We start from the raw sequence: 21,418 nt of genomic DNA on the forward strand, positions 1-21,418 counted from the left end.
TATGAAGAAACGCCGTATCGGTGCAACTGCGCTCGACGTCACCGAGGTCAGCTTCGGCGGCGCGGCGGTCGGCGGCCTCTATCGGGCCTGCTCGCGCGAAGCGGCGATGGAGACGCTGCAGGTCGCCTGGGAAGCCGGCCTGCGCTATTTCGATACCGCGCCCTTCTACGGCTTCGGCCTTTCGGAGCGTCGCTTCGGCGATTTCCTGCGCTACAAGCCGCGCTCATCCTACGTGCTGTCCACCAAGGTCGGGCGCCTGTTCCGGCCGGTGCCGGAAGACCAGGTTCCGGACCACTCCTATGTCGATCCGCTGCCCTTCGCGCTGGACTACGACTATTCCTATGACGGCATCATGCGCTCGGTCGAATTCAGCTATGCGCGGCTTGGCCTCAATCGGATCGATATCCTGTTCGTCCACGACATCGGCGTCTACACGCATGGGGTCGAGAAGACGAAGCTGCATTTCCGCCAGTTTATGGATGGCGGGCTGAAGGCGCTGGAAGAGCTGAAGTCGTCCAAGGTCATTTCCGCCTACGGCCTTGGTGTCAACGAGGTTCAGATCTGCCTCGATGTGCTGCGTCGAGCGCCGCTCGACTGCATCCTGCTGGCCAGCCGCTACTCACTGCTCGACCGCACCGCCGAAGCCGAACTGCTGCCGCTTTGCCGGCAACGCCAGACCTCGCTGATTATCGGCGGCGTCTTCAATTCCGGCATTCTGGCAACCGGCCCGGTGCCGGGCGCCCATTTCGATTATCTGCCGGCCACCGCGGACATTCTCGACCGCGTCGGGGCGATGGAAAAAGTCGCCGCCGAGGGCGGCTACCCGCTTGCGGCAGCGGCGTTCCAGTTCCCGTTGCACGAGCCTGTGGTAGCCTCCGTGCTGACGGGTACGGCCAAGCCCGCCAACCTCACGCGTAACCTTGAACTGCTCGGCGTCCAGGTGCCGGAAACCGACTTCGCCAAATACGATCCTTATACGATCGTTCAGCAGCTCGGCTGATGCGCTTCGGCCCTCTTTGCTCGCCGGCTAAACGTCCGACAACGTGATCCGGAGGCGTGAAATCTCACGATACCAAAAAGAACGAATGTTCCACATTGACTAAAATTTGGAATTAACATTCCATGACTGTCAGGCGAGGATCGGGAAGCGCTTGAACATGGCAATGAGGATCGGCAGAGGTCCGGTCGAGCCATACGGAGACCGATACGAAACACCGCTTGCGTGGACCGGACCGATGCACTATCAAAACGCGGTAAATGTTTTTTATTGATAAAGTTCTGTTTGGGCAGCGCCTATCCGAATGGACTTCCGTAACGTTCACCGGGCGACTTAGGGAGGAATACTAATGAAATTCGTGACCAGCATTCTCAACCGCCGCGCCTTCGTGGCCCTCGCCGCTGCCTCGATGCTTGCCGGCGGGATGCACTCGGCGCCGGCTTCGGCGGCGGACGTGACCATTCCGATCATCGTCAAGGACACCACTTCTTTCTACTGGCAGATCGTTCTGGCGGGTGCCCGCAAGGCCGGCAAGGACCTCGGCGTCAACGTGCCGGAACTCGGCGCCCAGGCCGAGACCGACGTCAATGGCCAGATATCGATTCTTGAAAACGCTGTCGCCGGCAGCCCGGCCGCCGTCGTCATCGCGCCGACCGAGGCCAAGGCGCTCGGGAAGCCGATCGACGAGGCTGCCAGCAAGGTCAAGATCATCGGCATCGACTCCGGCGCCGACTCCAAGGCCTTCACCTCGTTCCTGACCACCGACAACATCCAAGGCGGCCGCGTCGCGGCTGACGGCCTGGCGGCGGCTATCGGCGAGGCCAATGGCGGCAAGGTCGAGGGTGATGTCGCCCTGATCACCGCACTTCCGGGTGCCGGTTCGCTCGAACAGCGCGCCCAGGGCTTCAAGGAGCAGCTTGCCGCCAAGTATCCGGGCCTCAAGCTTGTCGCCGACAAATATGCCGACGGCCAGGCCACGACCGGCCTCAACATCGCGACCGACCTGATCACCGCCAATCCGAACCTCAAGGGCATCTTCGCCTCCAACCTGATCATGGCGCAGGGCGTCGGTCAGGCGATCGCCGAGAACAGCCTTGCCGGCAAGGTCGGACTCGTCGGCTTCGACAGTGATGAGAAGCTGATCAAGTTCCTCAATGACGGTGTCATTTCGGCTCTCGTCGTCCAGGATCCGTACCGGATGGGCTATGACGGCATCAAGACGGCGCTCGCCGCGTCCAAGGGCGAGAAGGTCGAGGCCAATGTCGACACCGGCGCCAACCTCGTCACCAAGGCCAATATGAAGGATCCGAAGATCGACGCGCTGCTCAATCCGAAGCTCGACTGAGCATCGGCATAGGCGCAATGTTTCCGGGGCCTTTCAGCTCCGGAAACACTCCACTAAGTGCCAATCGTGAAGCCAATCTGGGAGGATTGTCATGACGTCGACGGCGCAGGAACTGCATCCAGCCCCAACGCTGGAGCCGGGCGGGACGATCCTCGAACTCAAGGGGCTGGAAAAGCGGTATCCCGGCACGCACGCGCTGAAGCCGGTGAGCCTCGCCTTCAAGTCCGGCGAGATCCACGCCATCGTCGGCGAGAATGGCGCCGGCAAATCCACGCTGATCAAGCTTCTGACCGGCGTCATGCCGCGCACCTCCGGCGACGTCATCTGGGAAGGCAAGCCGGCAGCGCTGGCGACGCCGCATGAGGCAATGGCGCTCGGCATCAATGCCGTGCATCAGGAAGTCGTTCTGTGCCGCCATCTCACTGTCGCGGCCAACATGTTCCTTGGCGAGGAGAATTCCCGCTTCGGCATCCTGCAGCAGCGGGCGATGGTCAGGGAAGCACAGAAGATCATCGACGATCTCGGCTTCGACCTGCCGGCGCATGTCGTGCTGGGTGACCTGACCATCGGCCAGCAGCAACTGATCGCCGCCGCCCGCGCCACCGTGCGCGGCACCAAGTTCCTGATCTTCGACGAACCCACCGCCTATCTCACCCGCAAGGAGGCCGACCAGCTTTTCACGCTGATCCGCCGGCTGAAGGATGAAGGCGTCACCATCATCTACATCAGCCATCGCATGGAAGAAGTGTTCGAGCTTGCTGACCGTGTCTCGGTGCTACGCGACGGCATGCTGGTCGGCACCAGGAACATCGCCGAGACCAACGACGCCGAGCTGGTCAAGATGATGATCAACCGCTCGATCGAGCAGGTCTACCACAAGGAGCATTTCACCCCGGGCGCGACGCTGCTCGAAGCCAGGAATCTCTCAGGCAAGGGCTTCGAGAATGTTTCGATGTCCGTCCGCGCCGGCGAGATCGTCGGCCTCTATGGTCTGATCGGCGCCGGTCGCAGCGAGTTCGTGACCACGCTCTATGGCCGGCACCATAAGTCGGCCGGCCAGATTTTCTGGGAAGGCAAGGAGGTTCAGGTCAACTCTGAGCACGACGCGATCCGGCTCGGCATGGCGCTGGCACCGGAAAGTCGCCGCGACCAGGGTCTCTGTCTCAACCTGCCGGTCGGGCTCAACCTCAACCTGCCGATCTACAAGCGCATCTCGAACAATCTGTTGATCTCCAGCGCGCAGGAGAAGGCCGAGGCGGACCGCCAGATCGCCGACCTCAGGATCAAGACGCCGACGCGCAACGCGCTGGCCTCCAGCCTGTCGGGCGGCAACCAGCAGAAGATTGTCATCGGCAAATGGCTGGCGCATGGCGCCAAGTTGTTCATTTTCGACGAGCCGACGGTCGGCGTCGATGTCGGTACCAAGGCCGAGATCTATCGCCTGTTCGGTGCGCTTTTGTCCAGAGGCGCCGGCATCATCCTGATCTCGTCCTATCTGCCGGAGGTCTATGAGCTCGCAGACACGCTGCACGTGTTCCGGCGCGGCAAGCTGGTGGCCACGCATGGGTTTCGCGCCGCCAATCACGAGGACATTCTCACTCAGGCGCTCGCCGAGAAACAAGAAAAGCTGGGAGGACAGATATGAGCACCGAGGCGATTGCTGCCGAAAAGCCGAAGCGGAACTACAACGCCCTGTTCGGGCTGACGCTGCTGGCGCTCCTGGTGCTGTTGTGGGTCATCCTGTCGGTGGCGACACCGAGCTTCGCCTCCGCCAACAACATCTCGAACCTGTTGCGGCAAGGTTCGATGATCGCGATCCTGGCGGTCGGCCAGACCTTCGTCATCATCACCGGCGGCATCGATCTTTCCGTCGGTGCCGTGGTTGGCTTCGCTACCGTCATCGCAGCCATGCTGATCAATGCCGGGGTGCCGGTTATCCTCGCCATCCTGATCACCTTGCTGGTCGGCGTCGCCATCGGCCTGTTCCATGGCTTCGGCATCGTCAAGATGGGCCTGCCACCCTTCATCATCACCTTGGCGACGCTGACTTCGCTGCGCGGCATCGGCCTTTTGATGACCAACGGCAATTCGATTTCGATCAACAACGACGCCTTCCAGCTTTTCTCGCGCAACTCCTTCCTCGGCATCCCCAACCTGTTCTGGATGGTGATCCTCGTCGGTATCCCGGCCTATGTTTTCCTGCATCACAGCCGCTGGGGCCGTTATCTGTTCTCGGTCGGCTCCAATGCCGAGGCTTCGCGACTTTCCGGCGTCAATGTCCAGCGCACCATTTACATGGCCTATACGCTGTCAGGCCTGTGCGCGGCTTTCGTCGGCGTGCTGCTCGCATCCCGCATCGGCATCGGCAATCCGACGCAGGCGGAGGGCTGGGAATTGCAGGCGATCGCCTCGTCGGTGATCGGCGGCACCTCGCTGTTTGGCGCGGTCGGTTCCATTCACGGGCCGCTGCTCGGCGCCTTCATCCTCGCCACCATCAACAACGGCGCCAATCTCTTGAACGTCAACGCCTTCTGGCAGCGCATCATCACCGGCGTGCTGATTATCGTCATCGTCTATTTCGACGGCCTGCGTCGCCGCGGCAAATAGGTTATCCTTAACAACCACCGGCCCGGCGATAGCAAGGGCCGATGGTGCCATGAACCGACTGGATTGAAGCATGAAAGCCGTCGTCTGCCGCTCGCCCGGCGATCTTGTTCTGGAAGACCTCCCGGTGCCGGGCGCACCACCGCCCGGCTGGGCGCTGGTCGCGGTCAGCCATGTCGGCATCTGCGGCACCGACTATCACATCTTCGAGGGTAAGCATCCGTTCCTCGCCTATCCGCGCATCATGGGCCACGAGGTTTCCGGCACTGTGATCGAGGCCGGCGAAGGCGTCGATCTGGCCGGCGGCGCACCGGTGATCGTCAACCCCTATCTCGCCTGCGGCAAATGCATCGCCTGCCGGCAAGGCAAGCCGAATTGCTGCGTGGCGATCGAAGTGCTCGGCGTCCATCGCGACGGCGCCATGTGCGAACGGATCCTGGTGCCGGCGCAAAATCTCTACCCGGCCAACGGCCTGTCATTGGCGGATGCCGCCGCCGTCGAATTCCTGGCGATCGGGGCGCATGCCGTGCGGCGCTCGCTGGCTGATCCCGGCGCACGCACGCTGGTCATCGGCGCCGGGCCCATCGGCCTCGGCACGGCGCTGTTTGCCCGCATCGCCGGTCTCGACGTGACGCTGCTCGACATGAGCGCAGAGAGGCTCGGCTTTGCCGCAAGCGAACTCGGCTTCGCGACCCTTGACGGTTCGAAGGGATCGGCAACCGATCTGGTACGGGAGGCGACCGGCGGCGAAGGCTTCGACGTGGTCTTCGATGCCACCGGCAACACCCAGTCCGTCCAGTCGGCCTTCGCCCATGTCGCGCATGGCGGGACGCTCGTCCTGGTCAGCGTCGTCAAGGACGACATCGTCTTTTCCGATCCCGAATTCCACAAGCGCGAGATGACGCTGATCGGCAGCCGCAACGCGCTGCGCGCCGATTTCGACCATGTCGCTGCCTCGATCCGCGATGGTGCTGTGCCGCTGGCAAAGCTCGTCACCCATCGCACGACGCTTGGCGACACACCGCGCGACCTCGCCCGCTGGGAACATGAGAAATCCGGCCTGATCAAGGCCGTCATCCAGGTCGGATGAGACCGGATGTGTATCGGCGATTATGCTAAAACGCCGACAATTTGAGCTCGACGCGCTCAGCCGGAAACCGCGTTTCGGCGAACTGGATCGGCTGGCCGTCCGGCGTGACATTGACGGCGACCGTGACCAGCACGATGGCGCCGGGCTGCAGATCGAGATCGGCAAGATCGGCGGCATCCGCGTGGCGCGCCGACAGTACAGTCGATTGCCTGAGATAGTCACCGATGCCGAAACGCTGGAATGAGGCGGTGACCGATCCGGTTTCGGCCATGGCGGCGTCGATGCCGGCGAAGCGTCCCGCGTCGAACCAGCCGGTGGCACGCGACACCGGTTGCCCATCGGCTTCGCCGCGTGTCTCAAGGCGGATCACAGTCGAACCCTTGGAGAGCCCCAGCCCTTCGGCGACGCGCCGGCTGGCCGGCTCGACCGCCGATTCGAGCAGGACGCTGCGGCGCTCCGACGCTTGCCCCTGTAGACCTTCTGAAAAGCGCGTGCGGGCGCCGATCGGATAGGACAGGCGCTTGCGCGACAGCACGAAGGTGCCGCGCCCCTGCTCAGCCCTGAGCACCCCCTCCTGAACAAGGGCCGCGATAGCGCTGCGCACGGTATGACGATTGACGCCGTAACGTTCGGCCAGGGCGATTTCCGGCGGCAGCGCGGCATTCTCGGCAAAGTCGCCGACGGCTATCGAATGCAGGATCTGGTCGGCGATCTGCCGCCACAGCGAGACGCCGGTGCGCCGCTCCAAGCTGCTGGCCATCTGCCGCCCGATCATTCGTTGCCCCGCGAACTTTTCGCCCTTGTCATCCATCCGTCATGGACACGCATTAGGGAATAGATATAATTTGTATAATTGTCTACATCAATAGACAAATTTACAGCGAGAAGGAAGGGCGGTCATGCGAGGACAGGAAGCGCGCGATCAGGTCGAGCGCAAGGCCGCCATGGCAACGCTGGCGCAATCGACCGGCGACGATATCGTCCGTCTCTGGAACGAGGCCGGCCTGCCTTCGGAAGCGGAACTCCTGCGCGGTCCCGAAACCGGCCTGGTCACCGTGCGTGGCCGCATCGGTGGCGGTGGCGCGCCGTTCAATGTCGGCGAGGCGACGGTCACCCGCGCCACCGTCCGGCTTGCATCCGGCCAGGTCGGCCACTGCTACACGCTCGGCCGCGACAAACAAAAGGCAAGGCTGGCGGCAATCGCCGACGCGCTCTGGCAGGACCCTGCCCTGCGCCCCGAGGTCGAGACCAGGATCATTGCGCCGCTGCAGGCCGCACTGGCCAGCGCACGTGAACGGCGGCGCGCCGAGACGGCGGCAACGAAGGTCGATTTCTTCACCATGGTACGCGGAGAAGACTGATGGATATCGCGACCCAAGCGATCGAGGGCGGCTTTGCCGATCCGGTGTTCAACGCGCAGACAGTGTTCCGCGCCGTGATGGACGCCATGGCGCGGCCGGGCACCCTGCAGCCCCTGCCGGCTTTTGCCCGTCCGCCGGCGCCGCTATCGGCCACCGCTGGCGCCATCGCGCTGGCGCTATGCGACAACGACACGCCGCTCTGGCTCGACCCCGTTTTGCAGGCTCCGGCAGCGGTGAAATCCTGGCTCGGCTTCCACACCGGCGCGCCACTCGCCAACACGCCAGCCGATGCGCATTTCGCGCTGATCGCCACGCCGGCCGAAATGATGGCGCTCGACGGCTTCTCGCAAGGCACGCAGGACTATCCCGACCGCTCCACGACGCTGATCCTGCAAGTCGGCGATCTCGTCTCTGGCGCCCCTCTGCTGCTCGAAGGCCCCGGCATCGAAAGAACCGCGTCAATCGCACCGGCGCAGATGCCGCGCCACTTCGTCGAACAGTGGAAGCAGAACAACCAGCGCTTTCCGCGTGGCGTCGACATCGTCCTCGCCACGCCGGACGGCGTTACCTGCCTACCGCGCACGACGCGCATCAAGACGATGGAGGCGTGATATGTATGTCGCGGTAAAAGGCGGCGAAGCGGCCATTGCCAACGCCCACAGCCTGCTCGCCGACCGCCGGCGCGGCGACCGCTCCGTGCCGGCGCTGCGCCTCGACCAGATCGTCGAGCAACTGGCGCTCGGTGTCGACCGGGTAATGAGCGAAGGTTCGCTCTACGACAGGGAATTGGCGGCGCTCGCCATTGTCCAGGCGCGCGGCGACATGATCGAGGCGATCTTCCTTGTCCGCGCCTATCGCACCACGCTGCCACGCTTCGGCTACACCAACGCCATCGACACCGGCGCAATGCTGGTCGAGCGACGTGTGTCGGCGACCTACAAGGATCTGCCCGGCGGCCAGCTCCTCGGCCCGACCTTCGATTACACGCACCGGCTGCTCGACCCCGAGCTTGCCACGGGCGGCGATATCGCCGAACCGCTGCAGCGTGCAAGCGAGGCGGAAGCCATGCCGCGCGTCTCCGCGATCCTCGCCCGCGAAGGCCTGATCGAGCCTGATGGCGACATGCCGCAGGACCATGTTCCCGGCGATATCACCCGCGAGCCGTTGGAATTTCCGATGACGCGCGACATCCGCCTGCAGGCGCTGTCGCGCGGCGACGAGGGTTTTTTGCTGGCGCTCGGCTATTCCACCCAGCGCGGCTATGCCCGCAACCATCCCTTCGTCGGCGAGGTCCGCATCGGCGAAGTCGAGCTGGAACTGGACGTGCCGGAACTGCCCTTCCCCGTCCCGCTCGGCTCCGTGCGTGTCACCGAGTGCCAGATGGTCAACCAGTTCAAGGGCTCGGCCAAGGCGCCGCCGCAATTCACCCGCGGCTACGGCCTCGTCTTCGGCCAGAGCGAACGCAAGGCGATGGCTATGGCGCTTTGTGACCGCGCTCTTCGTGCAACCGAATTCGGCGAGGATGTCGTCGCAGCCGCGCAGGACGAGGAGTTCGTCATCTCGCATTCCGACAATGTCCAGGCGACCGGCTTCGTCGAGCACCTCAAGCTGCCGCACTATGTCGACTTCCAGGCCGAGCTCGACCTGGTGCGCCGCATGCGCGCCGAGCACGATGCCCGCGAAAACTCAGGTAAGGCCGAGGAAAAGCGAGAGGCCGCCGAATGATTTCAGCCGTCTCCACCACCATGACCGCTGCCACCATTGGAATGGCTGCTATGCCCGTCATAGCCGCTGCTGCTGCTATCCTGTCCGCCGGAGAAGAAGTCATTGCCCGAACCGTCTCTTGGTCCGGAGAGACTCTTAGGGCGAAGGAAAAAGACGACAGCGCCGACGAACGCCAACAGCAGAATTCCGATGTGCATCCATCCGGTTGGGGTCACCTGGGTCTGGCCCTTTTTCCGCGTGTTGGAAGTCAATCTGGTAGCACAAAGCGGAAGCGATCACCATGACCGACATCGCCACCTACAACTTCGCCTATCTCGACGAGCAGACCAAGCGGATGATCCGCCGGGCGATCCTCAAGGGCATCGCCATTCCCGGCTATCAGGTGCCGTTCGCCTCGCGCGAAATGCCGATGCCCTATGGCTGGGGCACCGGTGGTGTCCAGGTGACGGCCTCGATCATCGGCCCCGACGATGTGCTGAAGGTCATCGACCAGGGCGCCGACGACACCACCAACGCGGTCTCGATCCGCGCTTTCTTCAAGAAGGTCGCCAATGTCGCCGTCACCACCGAGACGGCGAAGGCGACCATCGTCCAGACCCGCCACCGCATCCCCGAGCATCCGCTGACATCGGGCCAGGTGCTGGTCTACCAGGTGCCGATCCCCGAGCCGCTGCGCTTCCTCGAATCGCGCGAGACCGAGACGCGCAAGATGCATGCGCTGGAGGAATACGGCCTCATGCATGTGAAGCTCTACGAGGACATCGCCAGGCACGGCCGCATCGCCACCACCTATGCCTATCCGGTCAAGGTCGAAGGCCGCTATGTGATGGACCCGTCGCCGACGCCGAAATTCGACAATCCGAAGATGCACCGTTCGCCGGCTTTGCAATTGTTCGGCGCCGGCCGCGAAAAACGCATCTATGCAGTGCCGCCCTTCACCGAGGTGGTCAGCCTCGACTTCGAGGACCATCCGTTCGAGGTGCAGACCTTCGATCAGCCCTGTGCGCTTTGCGCGGCCGAGAACGTCTATCTCGACGAGGTCATCCTCGACGACCATGGCGGCCACATGTTCGTCTGCTCCGACACCGATCATTGCGAGAAGCGGCGCGAAGCAGGCCATCGCGGCCACCTTGCGCCCGAAACCATGGAGCCGGCGCAATGAGTGACGAACCCTTGCTACGCGTATCCGCGCTCTCCAAATTCTACGGCTCGCGCGTCGGCTGCGAGAACATCACCTTCGACCTGTGGCCGGGCGAGGTGCTGGCGGTGGTCGGCGAATCCGGCTCCGGCAAGACGACGCTGCTCAATTGCCTGTCGACCCGGCTGCTGCCGAGCTCCGGCACCGCCAGCTACCGCATGCGCGACGGCCAGTTCCGCGAACTCTACCGCATGAGCGAGGCCGAGCGCCGCTTCTTGATGCGCACCGACTGGGGTTTCGTCCATCAGAATCCCGCCGACGGCCTGCGCATGACGGTGTCGGCCGGCGCCAATGTCGGCGAGCGGCTGATGGCGGTGGGCGACCGCCACTATGGGAAGATCCGGGCCACGGCGGTCGACTGGCTGTCGCGCGTCGAGATCGACGAGGACCGCATCGACGACGAACCGCGCGCCTTTTCCGGCGGCATGCGCCAGCGCCTGCAGATCGCCCGCAACCTCGTCACCGGGCCGCGGCTGGTGTTCATGGACGAGCCGACCGGCGGCCTCGACGTCTCGGTGCAGGCGCGCCTGCTCGATTTGTTGCGCGGGCTGGTCACCGATCTCGGCTTGGCCGCCATCGTCGTCACCCACGATCTCGCCGTGGCGCGACTGCTGTCGCAACGCATGATGGTGATGAAGGACGGCCACGTCGTCGAAAGCGGCCTCACCGACCGCGTGCTCGACGATCCGCGCGCGCCTTATACTCAGCTTCTTGTCTCTTCCATTCTGCAGGTGTGACTATGCCGACCCCGCTCGTTGTCTCCGACGTCGCCAAGAGCTTCACCATGCATCTGCGCGACGGCATCAAATTGCCTGTTGTCGCTGGCGTGTCGTTCTCGTTAAGGGCCGGTGAATGCACCGTGCTCGGCGGCCCGTCCGGCGCCGGCAAGAGCTCGATCCTGAAGATGCTCTACGGCAATTATGCCGTCGATGAAGGCCAGATCATCGTCCAGCATGAGGACGGGCTCATCGACCTCGCGACGGCCAGCCCACGCAAAGTGCTTGCCGTGCGCCGGCTCACGATCGGCTATGTCAGCCAGTTCCTGCGCACCGTGCCGCGCGTCTCCGCCCTCGACGTCGTCGCCGAACCGCTGGTCGAACGCGGCGAGGACCGTGAGGTTGCGCGCGGTAAGGCACGCGCCTTGCTGGCGCAGCTCAACCTGCCGGAAAAGCTGTGGGCGCTGCCGCCGGCGACCTTTTCCGGCGGCGAGCAGCAGCGCGTCAACATCGCGCGCGGCTTCATCACCGAGCATCCGATCCTGCTGCTCGACGAGCCGACCGCTTCGCTCGATGCCAGGAACCGCGACGTGGTGATTGCGCTGATCGCAGCCAAGAAGGCGGCCGGCGTCGCCTTGCTCGGCATCTTCCACGACCATGACGTGCGCGAGGCGGTTGCCGATCGCATCATCGACGTGTCCGCCTTCGCCGCCGGGAAAATCGCCGCATGACCAGAAAACTGTCGGAGGCGCCGCTTGTCCACGAGACGGCGGAAGTCGAGGACTCGACGCTTGGCCGCTGGACCGAAATCGCCGAACGCTGCCGGGTTTCGGAAAGCACGCTGGGCGACTATTCCTACATGATGCAGGACTGCGGCGTCTGGTGCGCGACGATCGGCAAGTTCGCCAACATCGCCGCCAATGTGCGCATCAACGCCACCAACCACCCGACCTGGCGGCCGACACTGCACCATTTCACCTATCGCGCTTCGGACTATTGGGACGATGCCGAGCACGAGAGCGAATTCTTCGCCCAGCGCCGCGCCAGGCGCGTCACCATCGGCCACGACACCTGGCTTGGCCACGGCTCGACCATCCTGCCAGGCGTCATCGTCGGCGATGGCGCGGCGGTCGGCGCCGGCGCGGTGGTGTCGAAGGACGTCGCGCCCTACACCATCGTCGGCGGCGTGCCGGCCAAACTGATTCGCGAACGCTTCGACCGCCGCACGGCCGAGCGTTATCAGGCACTCGCCTGGTGGGATTGGGACCATGCCCGCCTGCGCGCCGCACTCGACGATTTTCGCGCGCTTTCGGCGGAAGCGTTTCTGGAAAAATACGGCTGACGGCCACTGCCCATCGAGTTCCGCTCATATGCAATGGCAGGACATGCTCGATGACTGCCTCTCGCCGCTTGCCCGGCAGGCTCCGTTGATCGAGCTGCGGCCTCCGACCTTCTGCAGCCTCAAGGACATGAAGCATTTCGAGGAACTTCTTGCCCTAGGTTGACGGCGCGCCGCCCTGGCCTGTGGGCGGTAACAAAACTGACATCAATCCGACACCGCAGGTTCATGCGGCTGCGCTAGCGAGGGTTAACAGACCTTCAACTGCGACTGGACTGGAAATTGCCTATATCAGCCCCCCTGTCGGCAACCTCAGCCACGCTCGAGATCCGCGGCATTACCCGCCGGTTTGGCAAGAACACCGCCGTCAACGACGTCGATATCTCGATCCCGCACGGTCAGATGGTCGGCATCATCGGCCGCTCCGGCGCCGGCAAGTCGACGCTTTTGCGCATGATCAACCGTCTCATCGATCCGAGCCAAGGGTCGATTTTTTTTGACGGCGCTGAAGTCTCGCAGTTGCGCGGCTCGCCGCTTCGGCGTTGGCAGCGCGACTGCGCCATGATCTTTCAGCAGTTCAACCTGGTGCCGCGCCTCGACGTCCTGACCAACGTGCTGCTCGGCCGGCTCAATCACCGCTCGACCCTTGTCAATCTGCTCGGCATCTTCTCCCGCGAGGAACGGGCCGAGGCGATCGCGGCGCTCGAGCGTCTCGACATCGCCCGCACGGCGCTGCAGCCGGCCGGCACCTTGTCGGGCGGCCAGCAGCAGCGCGTCGCGATTGCCCGCGCCATGATGCAGAAACCGAAAGTCATCCTTGCCGACGAGCCGATCGCCTCTCTCGACCCGCTCAACGCCAAGGTGGTGATGGATTCGCTGCAGGACATCAATCTGCGCGAAGGCCTCACCGTCGTCACCAATCTGCACACGCTGGATACCGCGCGCACCTATTGCAACCGCATCATCGGCATGGCCGCTGGCAAGGTCGTGTTCGACGGCCCGCCCGAAGACCTCAACCGCGAGGCCGTGCGCATGGTCTATGGTGCCGACAGCAATGGCGGCGAAATCTCCGAGGCCATCACCTCGACCAGCGTCACCATCAAGCAAAAAATCGCCGCATCCGCCGGACCGCTCGAGCCCGCATTTCCCGGCTACTAGCTCCATGATCCCGACAAGTGGATACCGGTATACGGAAAGATCATGGACAGGCAAAAGAGCGCCTGGATCGCCAGCCCGCGTCAAGGGCGCTGTCAAAATTCGAACGCTACCGGCGCAATGCCGGAACCAACAGGAGAGACGAGATGTTTAGAAAAATACTTTTCAGTGCCGTTTCCATCTTCGCCATGGCGGTGGGCACGGTCCAGGCACAGGACCTGAAGGAATTCCGCGTCGGCATTCTGGGCGGCGAGAACGAAGCCGACCGTCTGCGCAACTACCAGTGCTTCGCCGACCACATCAAGGAAGTCCTCGGCGTCGAGAAAGTTTCGCTGTTCCCGGCCGCCGACTATGACGGCGTCATCCAGGGGCTGCTCGGCGGCACGCTTGACTATGCCGAACTGGGCGCGTCCGCCTACGCCAAGGTTTATCTCGAAAACAAGGACGCGGTTGAACCGATCCTGACGACGGTCCAGACCGACGGTTCGACCGGCTACCATTCGGTCATGGTCGCCCGTGCTGATTCCGGCATCAAGACACTTGCCGACATGAAGGGCAAGAAACTCGGTTTCGCCGATCCCGATTCGACCTCTGGCTACCTGGTCCCGGTCACGTCGCTGCCTAAGGACATCGGCATGGACGTGAAGAGCTATTTCGCGTCGACCGGTTTCGGTGGCGGCCATGAACAGCTCGTCCTTGAAGTCCTGAAGGGCACCTTCGATGCCGGCACCACCTGGGCCTCCGGCGTCGGCGACTTCAAGGACGGCTACAGCTCGGGCAATCTGCGCAAGATGGTCGACAAGGGTGTCCTCAAGATGGACGACCTCGTCGAATTGTGGCAGTCGCCGCTGATCCCGAACGGCCCGCTGGTCGTGCGTACGTCGATCGACGCCGACGCCAAGCAGAAGATCACCGATTTCCTGACCAATCTTCCGCAAACCGATCCGGCCTGTTTCTCGGCGGTACAAGGTGGCGACTATAAGGGCTATTCGCCGGTCACCCCGGAATTCTATCAGGCAATCATTGACGCGCGTAAGGCGAAGATCGGCTCGTAAGCAAACTGCCACAACGCCGCCGGGGCCATGTGCCGCCGGCGGCGTTGCCGCATCAGGGGCCGGGGATCTATCGATGAGTGCGACCGACGTTTACCGCGCGCCTGCGCTTTCACCGGAGGGAGCCACTGTCGAGCGGCACAGGCGCGACCTCGCCGCTCGCCGGCGCCTTTACACGATCGGGGGCCTGGCTTTTCTGTTTCTTGCACTCTGTGGTTCGCTCTGGTTCGCCAACGAGACCAACGCCGGAAAATTCTTCGACCGGCTTCCCTACATCGCCGACTTTTTCGTCGAGTTGAAGCCGCGCGACTGGTTCGATCCGGTGCGCGCGCTGTTCGATCTGCCGTCTCCCTATGACGATGGCAGCCTCAAGTTCGACTACCCCGAAGGCCGGGTCTACCTGACCCAAAGCATCTACATTCCGGAATATTTCCACCGGATGATCGAGACGCTGAACATCGCCCTTTTTTCGACGCTGGTGGGCTCCGCATTTGGTTTCCTGCTCTGCTTCCTCGCCGCAGGCAATATCACGGCCAGCCGCTGGCTCCGTTTCGCCACGCGCCGCTTCCTTGAAATCGTCCGCGCCTTTCCGGAAATTGTCATTGCCGGCTTCTTTCTGGCGATCTTCTCGCTTGGACCCATTCCGGCGATCCTCGCGGTCAGCATCCATACCGTCGGCGCGCTCGGAAAAATGTTCTTCGAAGTGGTGGAGAATGCCGACATGAAGCCTGAAGAAGGCTTGCGCGCCGTTGGCGCCAACTGGGTCGAACGGGTGTGGTTCGGCATCGTGCCCCAGGTTTTGCCCAACTTCATGAGCTATTTCCTGCTTCGCTTCGAGATCAATGTCCGCGCTTCGACCATTCTCGGCGCCGTCGGCGCCGGCGGCATCGGTGAAACCCTGCGCCTTTCGATCGGCCGGGGCCATGAGGCCAAGACTATCGCCATCGTCTTTCTGCTGTTCTGTACGATTGTCGCCGTCGACCAGTTTTCGGCATGGCTGAGACACCGTCTGATCGGCAGACAGGCGTTCGCGTACGGGCGCGGAGAGTAACGCTATGAACGCCGACGCCATCGACGACATCGCCGCTCGCCATCCGGACGCATTCCGACGCTCCCTGTGGAAGCGCTATGCCACTCCGATCGGCATCCTCCTGTGTATTCTCTACACCTTCTACTGCGCGTGGTTCTTCTCGGTCGGCGCCGTTCTCGAAAAGGCGAATTGGAACCTTGCCGGCGCTTATCTCGCCGACTGGGTGTCTTACGAAATCCGGCCCGACATCGAGTTCAAGGACAACCACCTGACGATCGACTATTCCCGCTTCTCCAAACTGGGATCCAATCCAGATCCCGACTGGGTGACCAAGCAGATGGCGGTGATCGAGCGGCGGGTCGACGCAGCACCAGCACCGGCGATCGCGACCAACAAGTCGTCGCAGGACTCGTTCATGGCGCCTGGCGCGCCAACCGCCGAAAACCCGGCCGCCGCACCAGGGCAATCGGTTCCGCCTGCTCCTGAAATGGTGCGCGAAAAGGCCGTCGTGGCGGCGGACGTCGTCTTTGGCAATGGCCGGATCGCCGTCACGCCAAACCTTGTCACCGTGACACGCGGGACCGAAAGCGTCATCTTCGACATAGCCAAGGACAGTTCTGTCACGCCGCGCACACCGCTGCCTGACTGGATCGAGCAACGCAGGCCGGGCTCGACAGCTTATGTCTCGTTCGGATTTCTCGGTCGCGCCGAGGTGCAGGATGACGAAGTGGTCGCCTGGAGACGTTTCTTCGGCTGGGCCAATTTCGTGTTCGACACGAATTCGCCATTCTGGGGAAAGCCGTTCGGCGAGGTCGCTTCACTGATCGTCTCCGGGGCACGCATCGACCCGTCGCGGTCAAACGCAGCGCTCGCCTGGGACAACGTCCTCAACAACGCCGAGTGGCAGCACGGCGACGTCTGGCTGAAACTCCTGCAAACCATCGTCATGGCTTTTGTCGGCACGGTGCTGGCCTCGATCGTCGCCTTTCCGCTCGCCTTCCTGGCTGCGCGCAACGTGACGCCGAGCTGGATAGCCAACCAGGTAACAAAACGCTTCTTCGATTTCCAGCGGTCGGTCGATATGCTGATCTGGGCGCTGTTCTTCACGCGCGGCTTCGGTCCGGGGCCGCTGGCCGGCATGTCGGCGATCTTCTTCACCGACACCGGAACCCTGGGCAAACTCTATTCCGAGGCGCTGGAAAACATCGACGACAAGCAGCGCGAGGGCATCCGCTCGGTTGGCGCCACGCCGGCAATGGTGCAGCGCTACGGCGTGCTGCCCCAGGTTCTGCCGGTATTCCTTAGCCAATCCCTCTATTTCTGGGAATCGAACACGCGATCAGCGACGATCATAGGCGCTGTCGGCGCCGGCGGCATCGGCCTGAAATTGTGGGAGGCCATGCGCACCAACACCAACTGGGCCAATGTCTTCTACATGGTTCTGTTGATCCTGCTTGTGGTTTTTATCTTTGACAACATCTCCAGCTATCTCCGCCGCAAACTGATGGGGAGTGCCGCAAACGGCAATGACGAGCGGCGCGCTCGCCTGCTGCCGGCAGTTCAGGTCGCCTGAGGGAAGGAAGGCCTACTTCCCTCCGTTCAGGGGAAAGTTGTTGGTTTCGATTCGGGCGTGAACGAAGAGTCTACTGGCCCTCTTGAAGTTTCTCTTGAGACTTTGCCATTTGATCGTTCTCAAGTTCCATGTTGTGCATCGTTGCAATCATCCACTCATCATGATCCCGCGTTGCCATTAAGCTGATTAATCCACGCCGACGCGGCCACTCGTTTCCCATCGGATCGCGCGCGCCAGTCATGGACCACCGCAGGTCGAGCGTGGCAACATCAGGGCGAACAAGCCGACTGCGCACGCTATCTGCGGATAGATGACTGTCCTTGAACATCGTCTCAAAAATCGGAGCATGGAACAGCTCGATCTTGCCACGTCCAGTCGCCTGCATACCGAAGACGTTTGTAAACTCGGCATCTGCCGCGAATACGGCGGCAAAGGCATGAGGATCGTGACGATTCCAAGCTTCGATCAGCCTGTGCGCGATACCTTCCACCTCTTCGGTTCCGACCTTATCGGTAGCCATGCTAACCTCCCGTCTCCGGCGATTCCCAATGGGTACCAAGTGTCAGATTATCTCACTAGGCGGCCTTCTTCCAGCCGCTCCTGATGTGCTTGTAGCCGTCGCGATAGACGGCTTCCGGGCTTTCCGAAAAATCGCGCCAGACCTTGGTGGCGGCCGCCAAATCCCTGAGCGAGCGGCCGAAGGCCTCAATCGTCAGCCAGTCGTCATAGCCGCTCTTGCGGATGGCCGAAAACGTCTCTTGCCACGGAACGTGGCCACGTCCCGGCACGCCGCGATCGTTTTCCGAAATATGGATGTGGACGACGTTCCTGCGGTTGCGCGTATAGGCTCCGATCGGGTCGGCTTCCTCGATATTGGCGTGGAAGGTGTCATACATCGCCTTGATGTGCGGCCGGTCGATTGCGTCGATATGCTCCGACAGATCGTCCATCGTGTTGAGCAGATAGCATTCGAAGCGGTTGAGCGCCTCCAGCCCGATGGTGACGTTCCTTTTGCCGGCATGGTCGCCGATGGCGCGTTGCGAGGCGACCGAGCGCTTTTTCTCCGCCGCCGTCGGCCCGCTGCCCGAGAAGGCGCCGAGCGTCGAATGCAGCGGGCCGCTCAACGTTTTGGCGCCAAGCGCAGCTGAGCAGTCGATCGCCCATTTCATGTAGTCGATGCCGGCCTTGCGCGTCGAGCCATCGACCGAGATCAAGTTCATCGCCGGATCGCCCATGGCCGAGACGGCGGTGCGTTCCAGCCCGATGCGGTCGAGCAGCGCACCGAGCTTTTTGTAATCCTCCGGTGTGCCTGAAAAGATCGGTATCTCGACGCCGTCGAAGCCGGTCGCCTTGATATCCCTGAGCAACGGCTCGTGTTTCTTCGACACGGCCGTCGTCCACAAGAACATGCACATGCCGATTTTCATCGACGCCCCTCCCCATGATCCCTGCTGCTGCTTAGATCAGAGCTTCGTCCAAGCTCCGTTCTTCTTCGACGATTTCACGCAGGCCTCGATGAAGGCCATGCCTTCGACGCCGTCCCGGATGGTCGGGAAGATGACATCCTTAGCCGGCTTGCCGCCTTTGCGGCGCGCCGCGCGGATGGCGCGCGCCGCTTCCTGGTAGATGTTGGCGAACCCTTCGAGATAGCCTTCCGGGTGGCCTGAGGGAACGCGGCTGACGCGCCCGGCGACCGGCAGCGCTCCGGCGCCATTTCGGGTGATCAACTGCTTCGGCTGGCCGAACGGCGTGTACCAGAGATAGTTCGGGTCGGCCTGCACCCATTCGAGCCCACCCTTCGTGCCGTAGATGCGCAGCTTCAGCCCGTTCTCGTGGCCGGGCGCCACCTGGCTCGCCCACAACATGCCCTTGGCCGGATGCGACTTGCCGACCGGCTTGAAGCGCAGCATCACGTTGACATTGTCGTCGAGCTGCCGCCCCGGCACGAAGGCGTCGAGATCGGCGGAAAGCGAATCGAGTTCCAGCCCGGAAACGAAGCGCGCGAGATTATAGGCATGCGTGCCGATGTCGCCCAAAGCACCGCCAGCACCGGCCTGCTTGGGGTCGGAGCGCCACGACGCCTGCTTCTGGCCGGTGGCGGCGAGGTCCTCGGTCAGCCAGTCCTGCGGATATTCCGACTGCACGATGCGGATGTCGCCGAGCTGCCCCTTGGCCACCATCTCGCGCGCCTGCCGTATCATCGGATAGGCGGTGTAGTTGTGGGTGAGCACAAAGACCTTGCCGGTCTTTTCGACCAATGCCGCCAATTTCTTCGCTTCCGCCAGCGTCGTCGCCAGCGGCTTGTCGCAAATGACGTGGATGCCAGCTTCGAGAAAAGCCTTCGCCGCCGGCACGTGCACATTATTGGGCGTGACGATGGCCACCGCCTCGATGCCGTCCGGCCGCTTGGCCTCGGCCTTGGCCATTTCGGCGAAGGAGCCGTAGCTGCGCGCGGGATCGAGCCCGAGTTCCGCGGCCGACGCCTTGGCACGTGCCGGATCCGACGACAGGGCGCCTGCCACCAGCACGAACTCATTGTCCATACGCGCCGCGATCCGGTGCACCGCACCGATGAAGGCACCTTGCCCGCCGCCGACCATGCCGTAGCGGATCGGGCCGCCTCCCGTTTCCGACTTCGATGCGCCGACCATGATTTTCTCCCTCGTTGTCTGAGATACCCCTCCCCCTTGAGGGGAGGGTGGCCCGAAGGGCCGGGTGGGGTCGGTTCATGCCGAGCTCTACGCCCGGCGACCCCACCCCGACCCGCTGTGCGGATCGACCCTCCCCTCAAGGGGGAGGGTAAGCCGCGCTAAATCCCCATCATGGCGCGCAGCACCTTCTTGTCTGTCGCGCCGCCGGCGAAATCGTCGAAAGCCTTTTCCGTCACCCTGATGATATGATGCTGGATGAACGGAGCGCCTTCGGCCGCCCCGTCCTCCGGATGCTTCAGGCAGCACTCCCATTCCAGCACCGCCCATGAATCGTAGTCATATTGGGCGAGCTTGGAGAAGATGCCGCCGAAATCCACCTGCCCGTCGCCGAGCGAGCGGAAACGTCCAGCCCGGTTCGTCCAGCTCTGATAGCCGGAATAGACGCCTTGCCGGCCGGTCGGATTGAACTCCGCATCCTTGACGTGGAACGCCTTGATCCGCTCGTGATAGATGTCGATGAATTCAAGATAGTCGAGCTGCTGCAGCAGGAAATGCGACGGGTCGTAATTGATGTTGCAGCGCTTATGGCCGCCGACAGCGTCGAGGAACATCTCGAAGGTCGCGCCGTCGAACACGTCCTCGCCCGGATGGATCTCGTAACCAAGGTCGACGCCATTGTCCTCATAGACATCGAGGATCGGCTTCCAGCGTTTTCCGAGCTCGGAAAACGCTTCCTCGATCAATCCCGCCGGCCGTTGCGGCCAAGGGTAGAGGTAGGGAAAAGCCAATGCTCCGCAAAAGGACACCGACGCCTTGAGCCCGAGATTCTTCGAAGCCTTGGCGCCGAACTGCATCTGCTCGACCGCCCATTGCTGCCTGGCTTTCGGGTTGTTGTGCACCGCAGACGGCGCAAAGCCGTCGAACTGCGCGTCATAGGCCGGATGCACCGCAACCAACTGCCCCTGCAGGTGCGTCGACAACTCGGTGATCTCAACGCCGGCCTCGGTGCAGATGCCCTTCACCTCGTCGCAATAGGCCTGGGAAGATGCCGCCTTCTCGAGGTCGAACAGCCGGCTGTCCCAGGTCGGGATCTGCACGCCCTTGTAGCCCAGCCCGGCCGCCCATTTGGTGATCGACGGCAGCGAATTGAACGGTGCGGCATCGCCCGCGAACTGCGCCAGAAACAGTCCGGGACCCTTCATCGTCGACGGCATCAGCATCCTCCCTGATTATCTACGACCAAGCATAGCGCCGATTAAAAGCAGGGCCAGCCACTTTGGTCTTTTCTCGACAGGCGCTAGCGCGCGCCGCCATTCTGGTATTACCAAATATGGCCGTTTGGTCAAGCGGTGTCGCGCGTGGCCACAGCCACAAAAATCGTCAGGCGGAGAAGAAATACGTCAGTTTTATCAATGGAATAATCGAGGCCTGGGGCTACCCTGTGGGACTTCTTGCCGTCCAGATGAAATTGCTGTAGACCTCCTCTCAGGCCCAATTGGTCGAACCAGTTTATGAAAAAAGCTGGAGCGCCTTGGGGAGGACTCATGCGACGCACTTTGGCGGCGTGTGTCGCGGGCGAATT

Annotated in this window: 22 protein-coding genes; 17 read left to right on the forward strand and 5 right to left on the reverse strand. The window is 62.8% G+C overall.

Features of this window, described 5'->3' with window-relative positions; translation table 11 throughout:
• Position 1 precedes the first annotated feature (1 nt).
• From E5X88_RS13205 to E5X88_RS13225, 5 genes are all read left to right on the forward strand, one after another.
• On the forward strand, positions 2-1,000 hold the full coding sequence (locus E5X88_RS13205) for an aldo/keto reductase (RefSeq protein WP_292161820.1): 999 nt from the start codon (positions 2-4) through the stop codon (positions 998-1,000).
• Between the two features lie 346 nt (positions 1,001-1,346).
• Positions 1,347-2,342: an ABC transporter substrate-binding protein gene (locus E5X88_RS13210; RefSeq protein WP_292161821.1), complete on the forward strand. Its 996-nt coding sequence runs from the start codon at positions 1,347-1,349 to the stop codon at positions 2,340-2,342.
• 91 nt (positions 2,343-2,433) lie between these two features.
• Entirely contained in the window at positions 2,434-3,987 is a 1,554-nt protein-coding gene (locus tag E5X88_RS13215) for a sugar ABC transporter ATP-binding protein (RefSeq protein ID WP_292161823.1), read from the forward strand.
• Positions 3,984-4,949, forward strand: a complete 966-nt coding sequence (locus tag E5X88_RS13220) for an ABC transporter permease (RefSeq protein ID WP_292161824.1) — start codon at positions 3,984-3,986, stop codon at positions 4,947-4,949. Before E5X88_RS13215 ends, E5X88_RS13220 begins: the two co-directional genes overlap by 4 nt.
• Before the next feature lie 70 nt (positions 4,950-5,019).
• Complete coding sequence (locus E5X88_RS13225) at positions 5,020-6,036, forward strand: zinc-binding alcohol dehydrogenase family protein (protein WP_292161825.1); 1,017 nt, start codon at positions 5,020-5,022, stop codon at positions 6,034-6,036.
• Positions 6,037-6,061: 25 nt separating this feature from the next.
• Here E5X88_RS13225 and phnF read toward each other — a convergent pair whose 3' ends face one another.
• A complete protein-coding gene (gene phnF, locus E5X88_RS13230; RefSeq protein ID WP_292161826.1) occupies positions 6,062-6,811 on the reverse strand; it encodes a phosphonate metabolism transcriptional regulator PhnF in 750 nt (249 codons plus the stop codon).
• A gap of 124 nt (positions 6,812-6,935) precedes the next feature.
• Between phnF and phnG the strand changes: the two genes are divergently transcribed.
• The 12 genes from phnG (at position 6,936) to phnE (E5X88_RS13290) (ending at position 17,185) form a co-directional block, all read left to right on the forward strand.
• Positions 6,936-7,397 carry a phosphonate C-P lyase system protein PhnG gene (gene phnG, locus E5X88_RS13235; protein WP_292161827.1) on the forward strand — a complete coding sequence of 154 codons (462 nt, stop codon included), beginning with the start codon at positions 6,936-6,938 and terminating at the stop codon, positions 7,395-7,397.
• Positions 7,397-8,008: a phosphonate C-P lyase system protein PhnH gene (gene phnH, locus E5X88_RS13240; RefSeq protein ID WP_292161828.1), complete on the forward strand. Its 612-nt coding sequence runs from the start codon at positions 7,397-7,399 to the stop codon at positions 8,006-8,008. Before phnG ends, phnH begins: the two co-directional genes overlap by 1 nt.
• Before the next feature lies 1 nt (position 8,009).
• Positions 8,010-9,122, forward strand: a complete 1,113-nt coding sequence (locus E5X88_RS13245) for a carbon-phosphorus lyase complex subunit PhnI (RefSeq protein ID WP_292161829.1) — start codon at positions 8,010-8,012, stop codon at positions 9,120-9,122.
• Positions 9,119-9,406 (forward strand): hypothetical protein, encoded by a 288-nt coding sequence (locus E5X88_RS13250; protein WP_292161831.1) that lies wholly within the window; start codon positions 9,119-9,121, stop codon positions 9,404-9,406. The genes E5X88_RS13245 and E5X88_RS13250 overlap by 4 nt, the downstream gene beginning before the upstream one ends.
• Positions 9,403-10,284: an alpha-D-ribose 1-methylphosphonate 5-phosphate C-P-lyase PhnJ gene (locus tag E5X88_RS13255; RefSeq protein WP_292161833.1), complete on the forward strand. Its 882-nt coding sequence runs from the start codon at positions 9,403-9,405 to the stop codon at positions 10,282-10,284. Before E5X88_RS13250 ends, E5X88_RS13255 begins: the two co-directional genes overlap by 4 nt.
• Positions 10,281-11,057, forward strand: coding sequence for a phosphonate C-P lyase system protein PhnK (phnK, locus tag E5X88_RS13260; RefSeq protein WP_292161836.1), 777 nt, complete (start codon positions 10,281-10,283; stop codon positions 11,055-11,057). The genes E5X88_RS13255 and phnK overlap by 4 nt, the downstream gene beginning before the upstream one ends.
• A gap of 2 nt (positions 11,058-11,059) precedes the next feature.
• A complete protein-coding gene (gene phnL / locus E5X88_RS13265) occupies positions 11,060-11,767 on the forward strand; it encodes a phosphonate C-P lyase system protein PhnL (protein ID WP_292161838.1) in 708 nt (235 codons plus the stop codon).
• Complete coding sequence (locus E5X88_RS13270; protein ID WP_292161840.1) at positions 11,764-12,378, forward strand: DapH/DapD/GlmU-related protein; 615 nt, start codon at positions 11,764-11,766, stop codon at positions 12,376-12,378. Before phnL ends, E5X88_RS13270 begins: the two co-directional genes overlap by 4 nt.
• Before the next feature lie 297 nt (positions 12,379-12,675).
• Positions 12,676-13,533 (forward strand): phosphonate ABC transporter ATP-binding protein, encoded by an 858-nt coding sequence (gene phnC / locus E5X88_RS13275; protein ID WP_292161872.1) that lies wholly within the window; start codon positions 12,676-12,678, stop codon positions 13,531-13,533.
• Between the two features lie 143 nt (positions 13,534-13,676).
• Entirely contained in the window at positions 13,677-14,585 is a 909-nt protein-coding gene (gene phnD, locus E5X88_RS13280) for a phosphonate ABC transporter substrate-binding protein (protein ID WP_292161842.1), read from the forward strand.
• 73 nt (positions 14,586-14,658) lie between these two features.
• Positions 14,659-15,633 (forward strand): phosphonate ABC transporter, permease protein PhnE, encoded by a 975-nt coding sequence (gene phnE, locus E5X88_RS13285; protein ID WP_292161844.1) that lies wholly within the window; start codon positions 14,659-14,661, stop codon positions 15,631-15,633.
• 4 nt (positions 15,634-15,637) lie between these two features.
• Entirely contained in the window at positions 15,638-17,185 is a 1,548-nt protein-coding gene (gene phnE, locus E5X88_RS13290) for a phosphonate ABC transporter, permease protein PhnE (RefSeq protein ID WP_292161845.1), read from the forward strand.
• Positions 17,186-17,255: 70 nt separating this feature from the next.
• Here phnE (E5X88_RS13290) and E5X88_RS13295 read toward each other — a convergent pair whose 3' ends face one another.
• From E5X88_RS13295 to E5X88_RS13310, 4 genes are all read right to left on the reverse strand, one after another.
• Positions 17,256-17,705: an SgcJ/EcaC family oxidoreductase gene (locus tag E5X88_RS13295; protein ID WP_292161846.1), complete on the reverse strand. Its 450-nt coding sequence runs from the start codon at positions 17,703-17,705 to the stop codon at positions 17,256-17,258.
• 55 nt (positions 17,706-17,760) lie between these two features.
• The gene (locus tag E5X88_RS13300; RefSeq protein ID WP_292161847.1) at positions 17,761-18,612 is read right to left on the reverse strand and encodes a sugar phosphate isomerase/epimerase; all 852 of its coding nucleotides are present in this window, start codon (positions 18,610-18,612) and stop codon (positions 17,761-17,763) included.
• Positions 18,613-18,648: 36 nt separating this feature from the next.
• A complete protein-coding gene (locus E5X88_RS13305; RefSeq protein ID WP_292161848.1) occupies positions 18,649-19,836 on the reverse strand; it encodes a Gfo/Idh/MocA family oxidoreductase in 1,188 nt (395 codons plus the stop codon).
• Between the two features lie 158 nt (positions 19,837-19,994).
• Positions 19,995-21,050, reverse strand: a complete 1,056-nt coding sequence (locus E5X88_RS13310) for a sugar phosphate isomerase/epimerase (protein ID WP_292161849.1) — start codon at positions 21,048-21,050, stop codon at positions 19,995-19,997.
• Positions 21,051-21,418: the final 368 nt, after the last annotated feature.

This window comes from Mesorhizobium sp. (assembly GCF_004962245.1).
Classification (GTDB): Bacteria; Pseudomonadota; Alphaproteobacteria; order Rhizobiales; family Rhizobiaceae; genus Mesorhizobium.

Excerpts from the sequence above, each read along its gene's own strand:
- E5X88_RS13205 (WP_292161820.1), top strand. The coding sequence starts at position 2 with ATGAAGAAACGCCGTATCGGTGCAACTGCGCTCGACGTCACCGAGGTC.
- E5X88_RS13210 (WP_292161821.1), top strand. The coding sequence starts at position 1,347 with ATGAAATTCGTGACCAGCATTCTCAACCGCCGCGCCTTCGTGGCCCTC.
- E5X88_RS13215 (WP_292161823.1), top strand. The coding sequence starts at position 2,434 with ATGACGTCGACGGCGCAGGAACTGCATCCAGCCCCAACGCTGGAGCCG.
- E5X88_RS13220 (WP_292161824.1), top strand. The coding sequence starts at position 3,984 with ATGAGCACCGAGGCGATTGCTGCCGAAAAGCCGAAGCGGAACTACAAC.
- E5X88_RS13225 (WP_292161825.1), top strand. The coding sequence starts at position 5,020 with ATGAAAGCCGTCGTCTGCCGCTCGCCCGGCGATCTTGTTCTGGAAGAC.
- phnF (WP_292161826.1), bottom strand. The coding sequence starts at position 6,811 with ATGATCGGGCGGCAGATGGCCAGCAGCTTGGAGCGGCGCACCGGCGTC.
- phnG (WP_292161827.1), top strand. The coding sequence starts at position 6,936 with ATGCGAGGACAGGAAGCGCGCGATCAGGTCGAGCGCAAGGCCGCCATG.
- phnH (WP_292161828.1), top strand. The coding sequence starts at position 7,397 with ATGGATATCGCGACCCAAGCGATCGAGGGCGGCTTTGCCGATCCGGTG.
- E5X88_RS13245 (WP_292161829.1), top strand. The coding sequence starts at position 8,010 with ATGTATGTCGCGGTAAAAGGCGGCGAAGCGGCCATTGCCAACGCCCAC.
- E5X88_RS13250 (WP_292161831.1), top strand. The coding sequence starts at position 9,119 with ATGATTTCAGCCGTCTCCACCACCATGACCGCTGCCACCATTGGAATG.
- E5X88_RS13255 (WP_292161833.1), top strand. The coding sequence starts at position 9,403 with ATGACCGACATCGCCACCTACAACTTCGCCTATCTCGACGAGCAGACC.
- phnK (WP_292161836.1), top strand. The coding sequence starts at position 10,281 with ATGAGTGACGAACCCTTGCTACGCGTATCCGCGCTCTCCAAATTCTAC.
- phnL (WP_292161838.1), top strand. The coding sequence starts at position 11,060 with ATGCCGACCCCGCTCGTTGTCTCCGACGTCGCCAAGAGCTTCACCATG.
- E5X88_RS13270 (WP_292161840.1), top strand. The coding sequence starts at position 11,764 with ATGACCAGAAAACTGTCGGAGGCGCCGCTTGTCCACGAGACGGCGGAA.
- phnD (WP_292161842.1), top strand. The coding sequence starts at position 13,677 with ATGTTTAGAAAAATACTTTTCAGTGCCGTTTCCATCTTCGCCATGGCG.
- phnE (WP_292161844.1), top strand. The coding sequence starts at position 14,659 with ATGAGTGCGACCGACGTTTACCGCGCGCCTGCGCTTTCACCGGAGGGA.
- phnE (WP_292161845.1), top strand. The coding sequence starts at position 15,638 with ATGAACGCCGACGCCATCGACGACATCGCCGCTCGCCATCCGGACGCA.
- E5X88_RS13295 (WP_292161846.1), bottom strand. The coding sequence starts at position 17,705 with ATGGCTACCGATAAGGTCGGAACCGAAGAGGTGGAAGGTATCGCGCAC.
- E5X88_RS13300 (WP_292161847.1), bottom strand. The coding sequence starts at position 18,612 with ATGAAAATCGGCATGTGCATGTTCTTGTGGACGACGGCCGTGTCGAAG.
- E5X88_RS13305 (WP_292161848.1), bottom strand. The coding sequence starts at position 19,836 with ATGGTCGGCGCATCGAAGTCGGAAACGGGAGGCGGCCCGATCCGCTAC.
- E5X88_RS13310 (WP_292161849.1), bottom strand. The coding sequence starts at position 21,050 with ATGCCGTCGACGATGAAGGGTCCCGGACTGTTTCTGGCGCAGTTCGCG.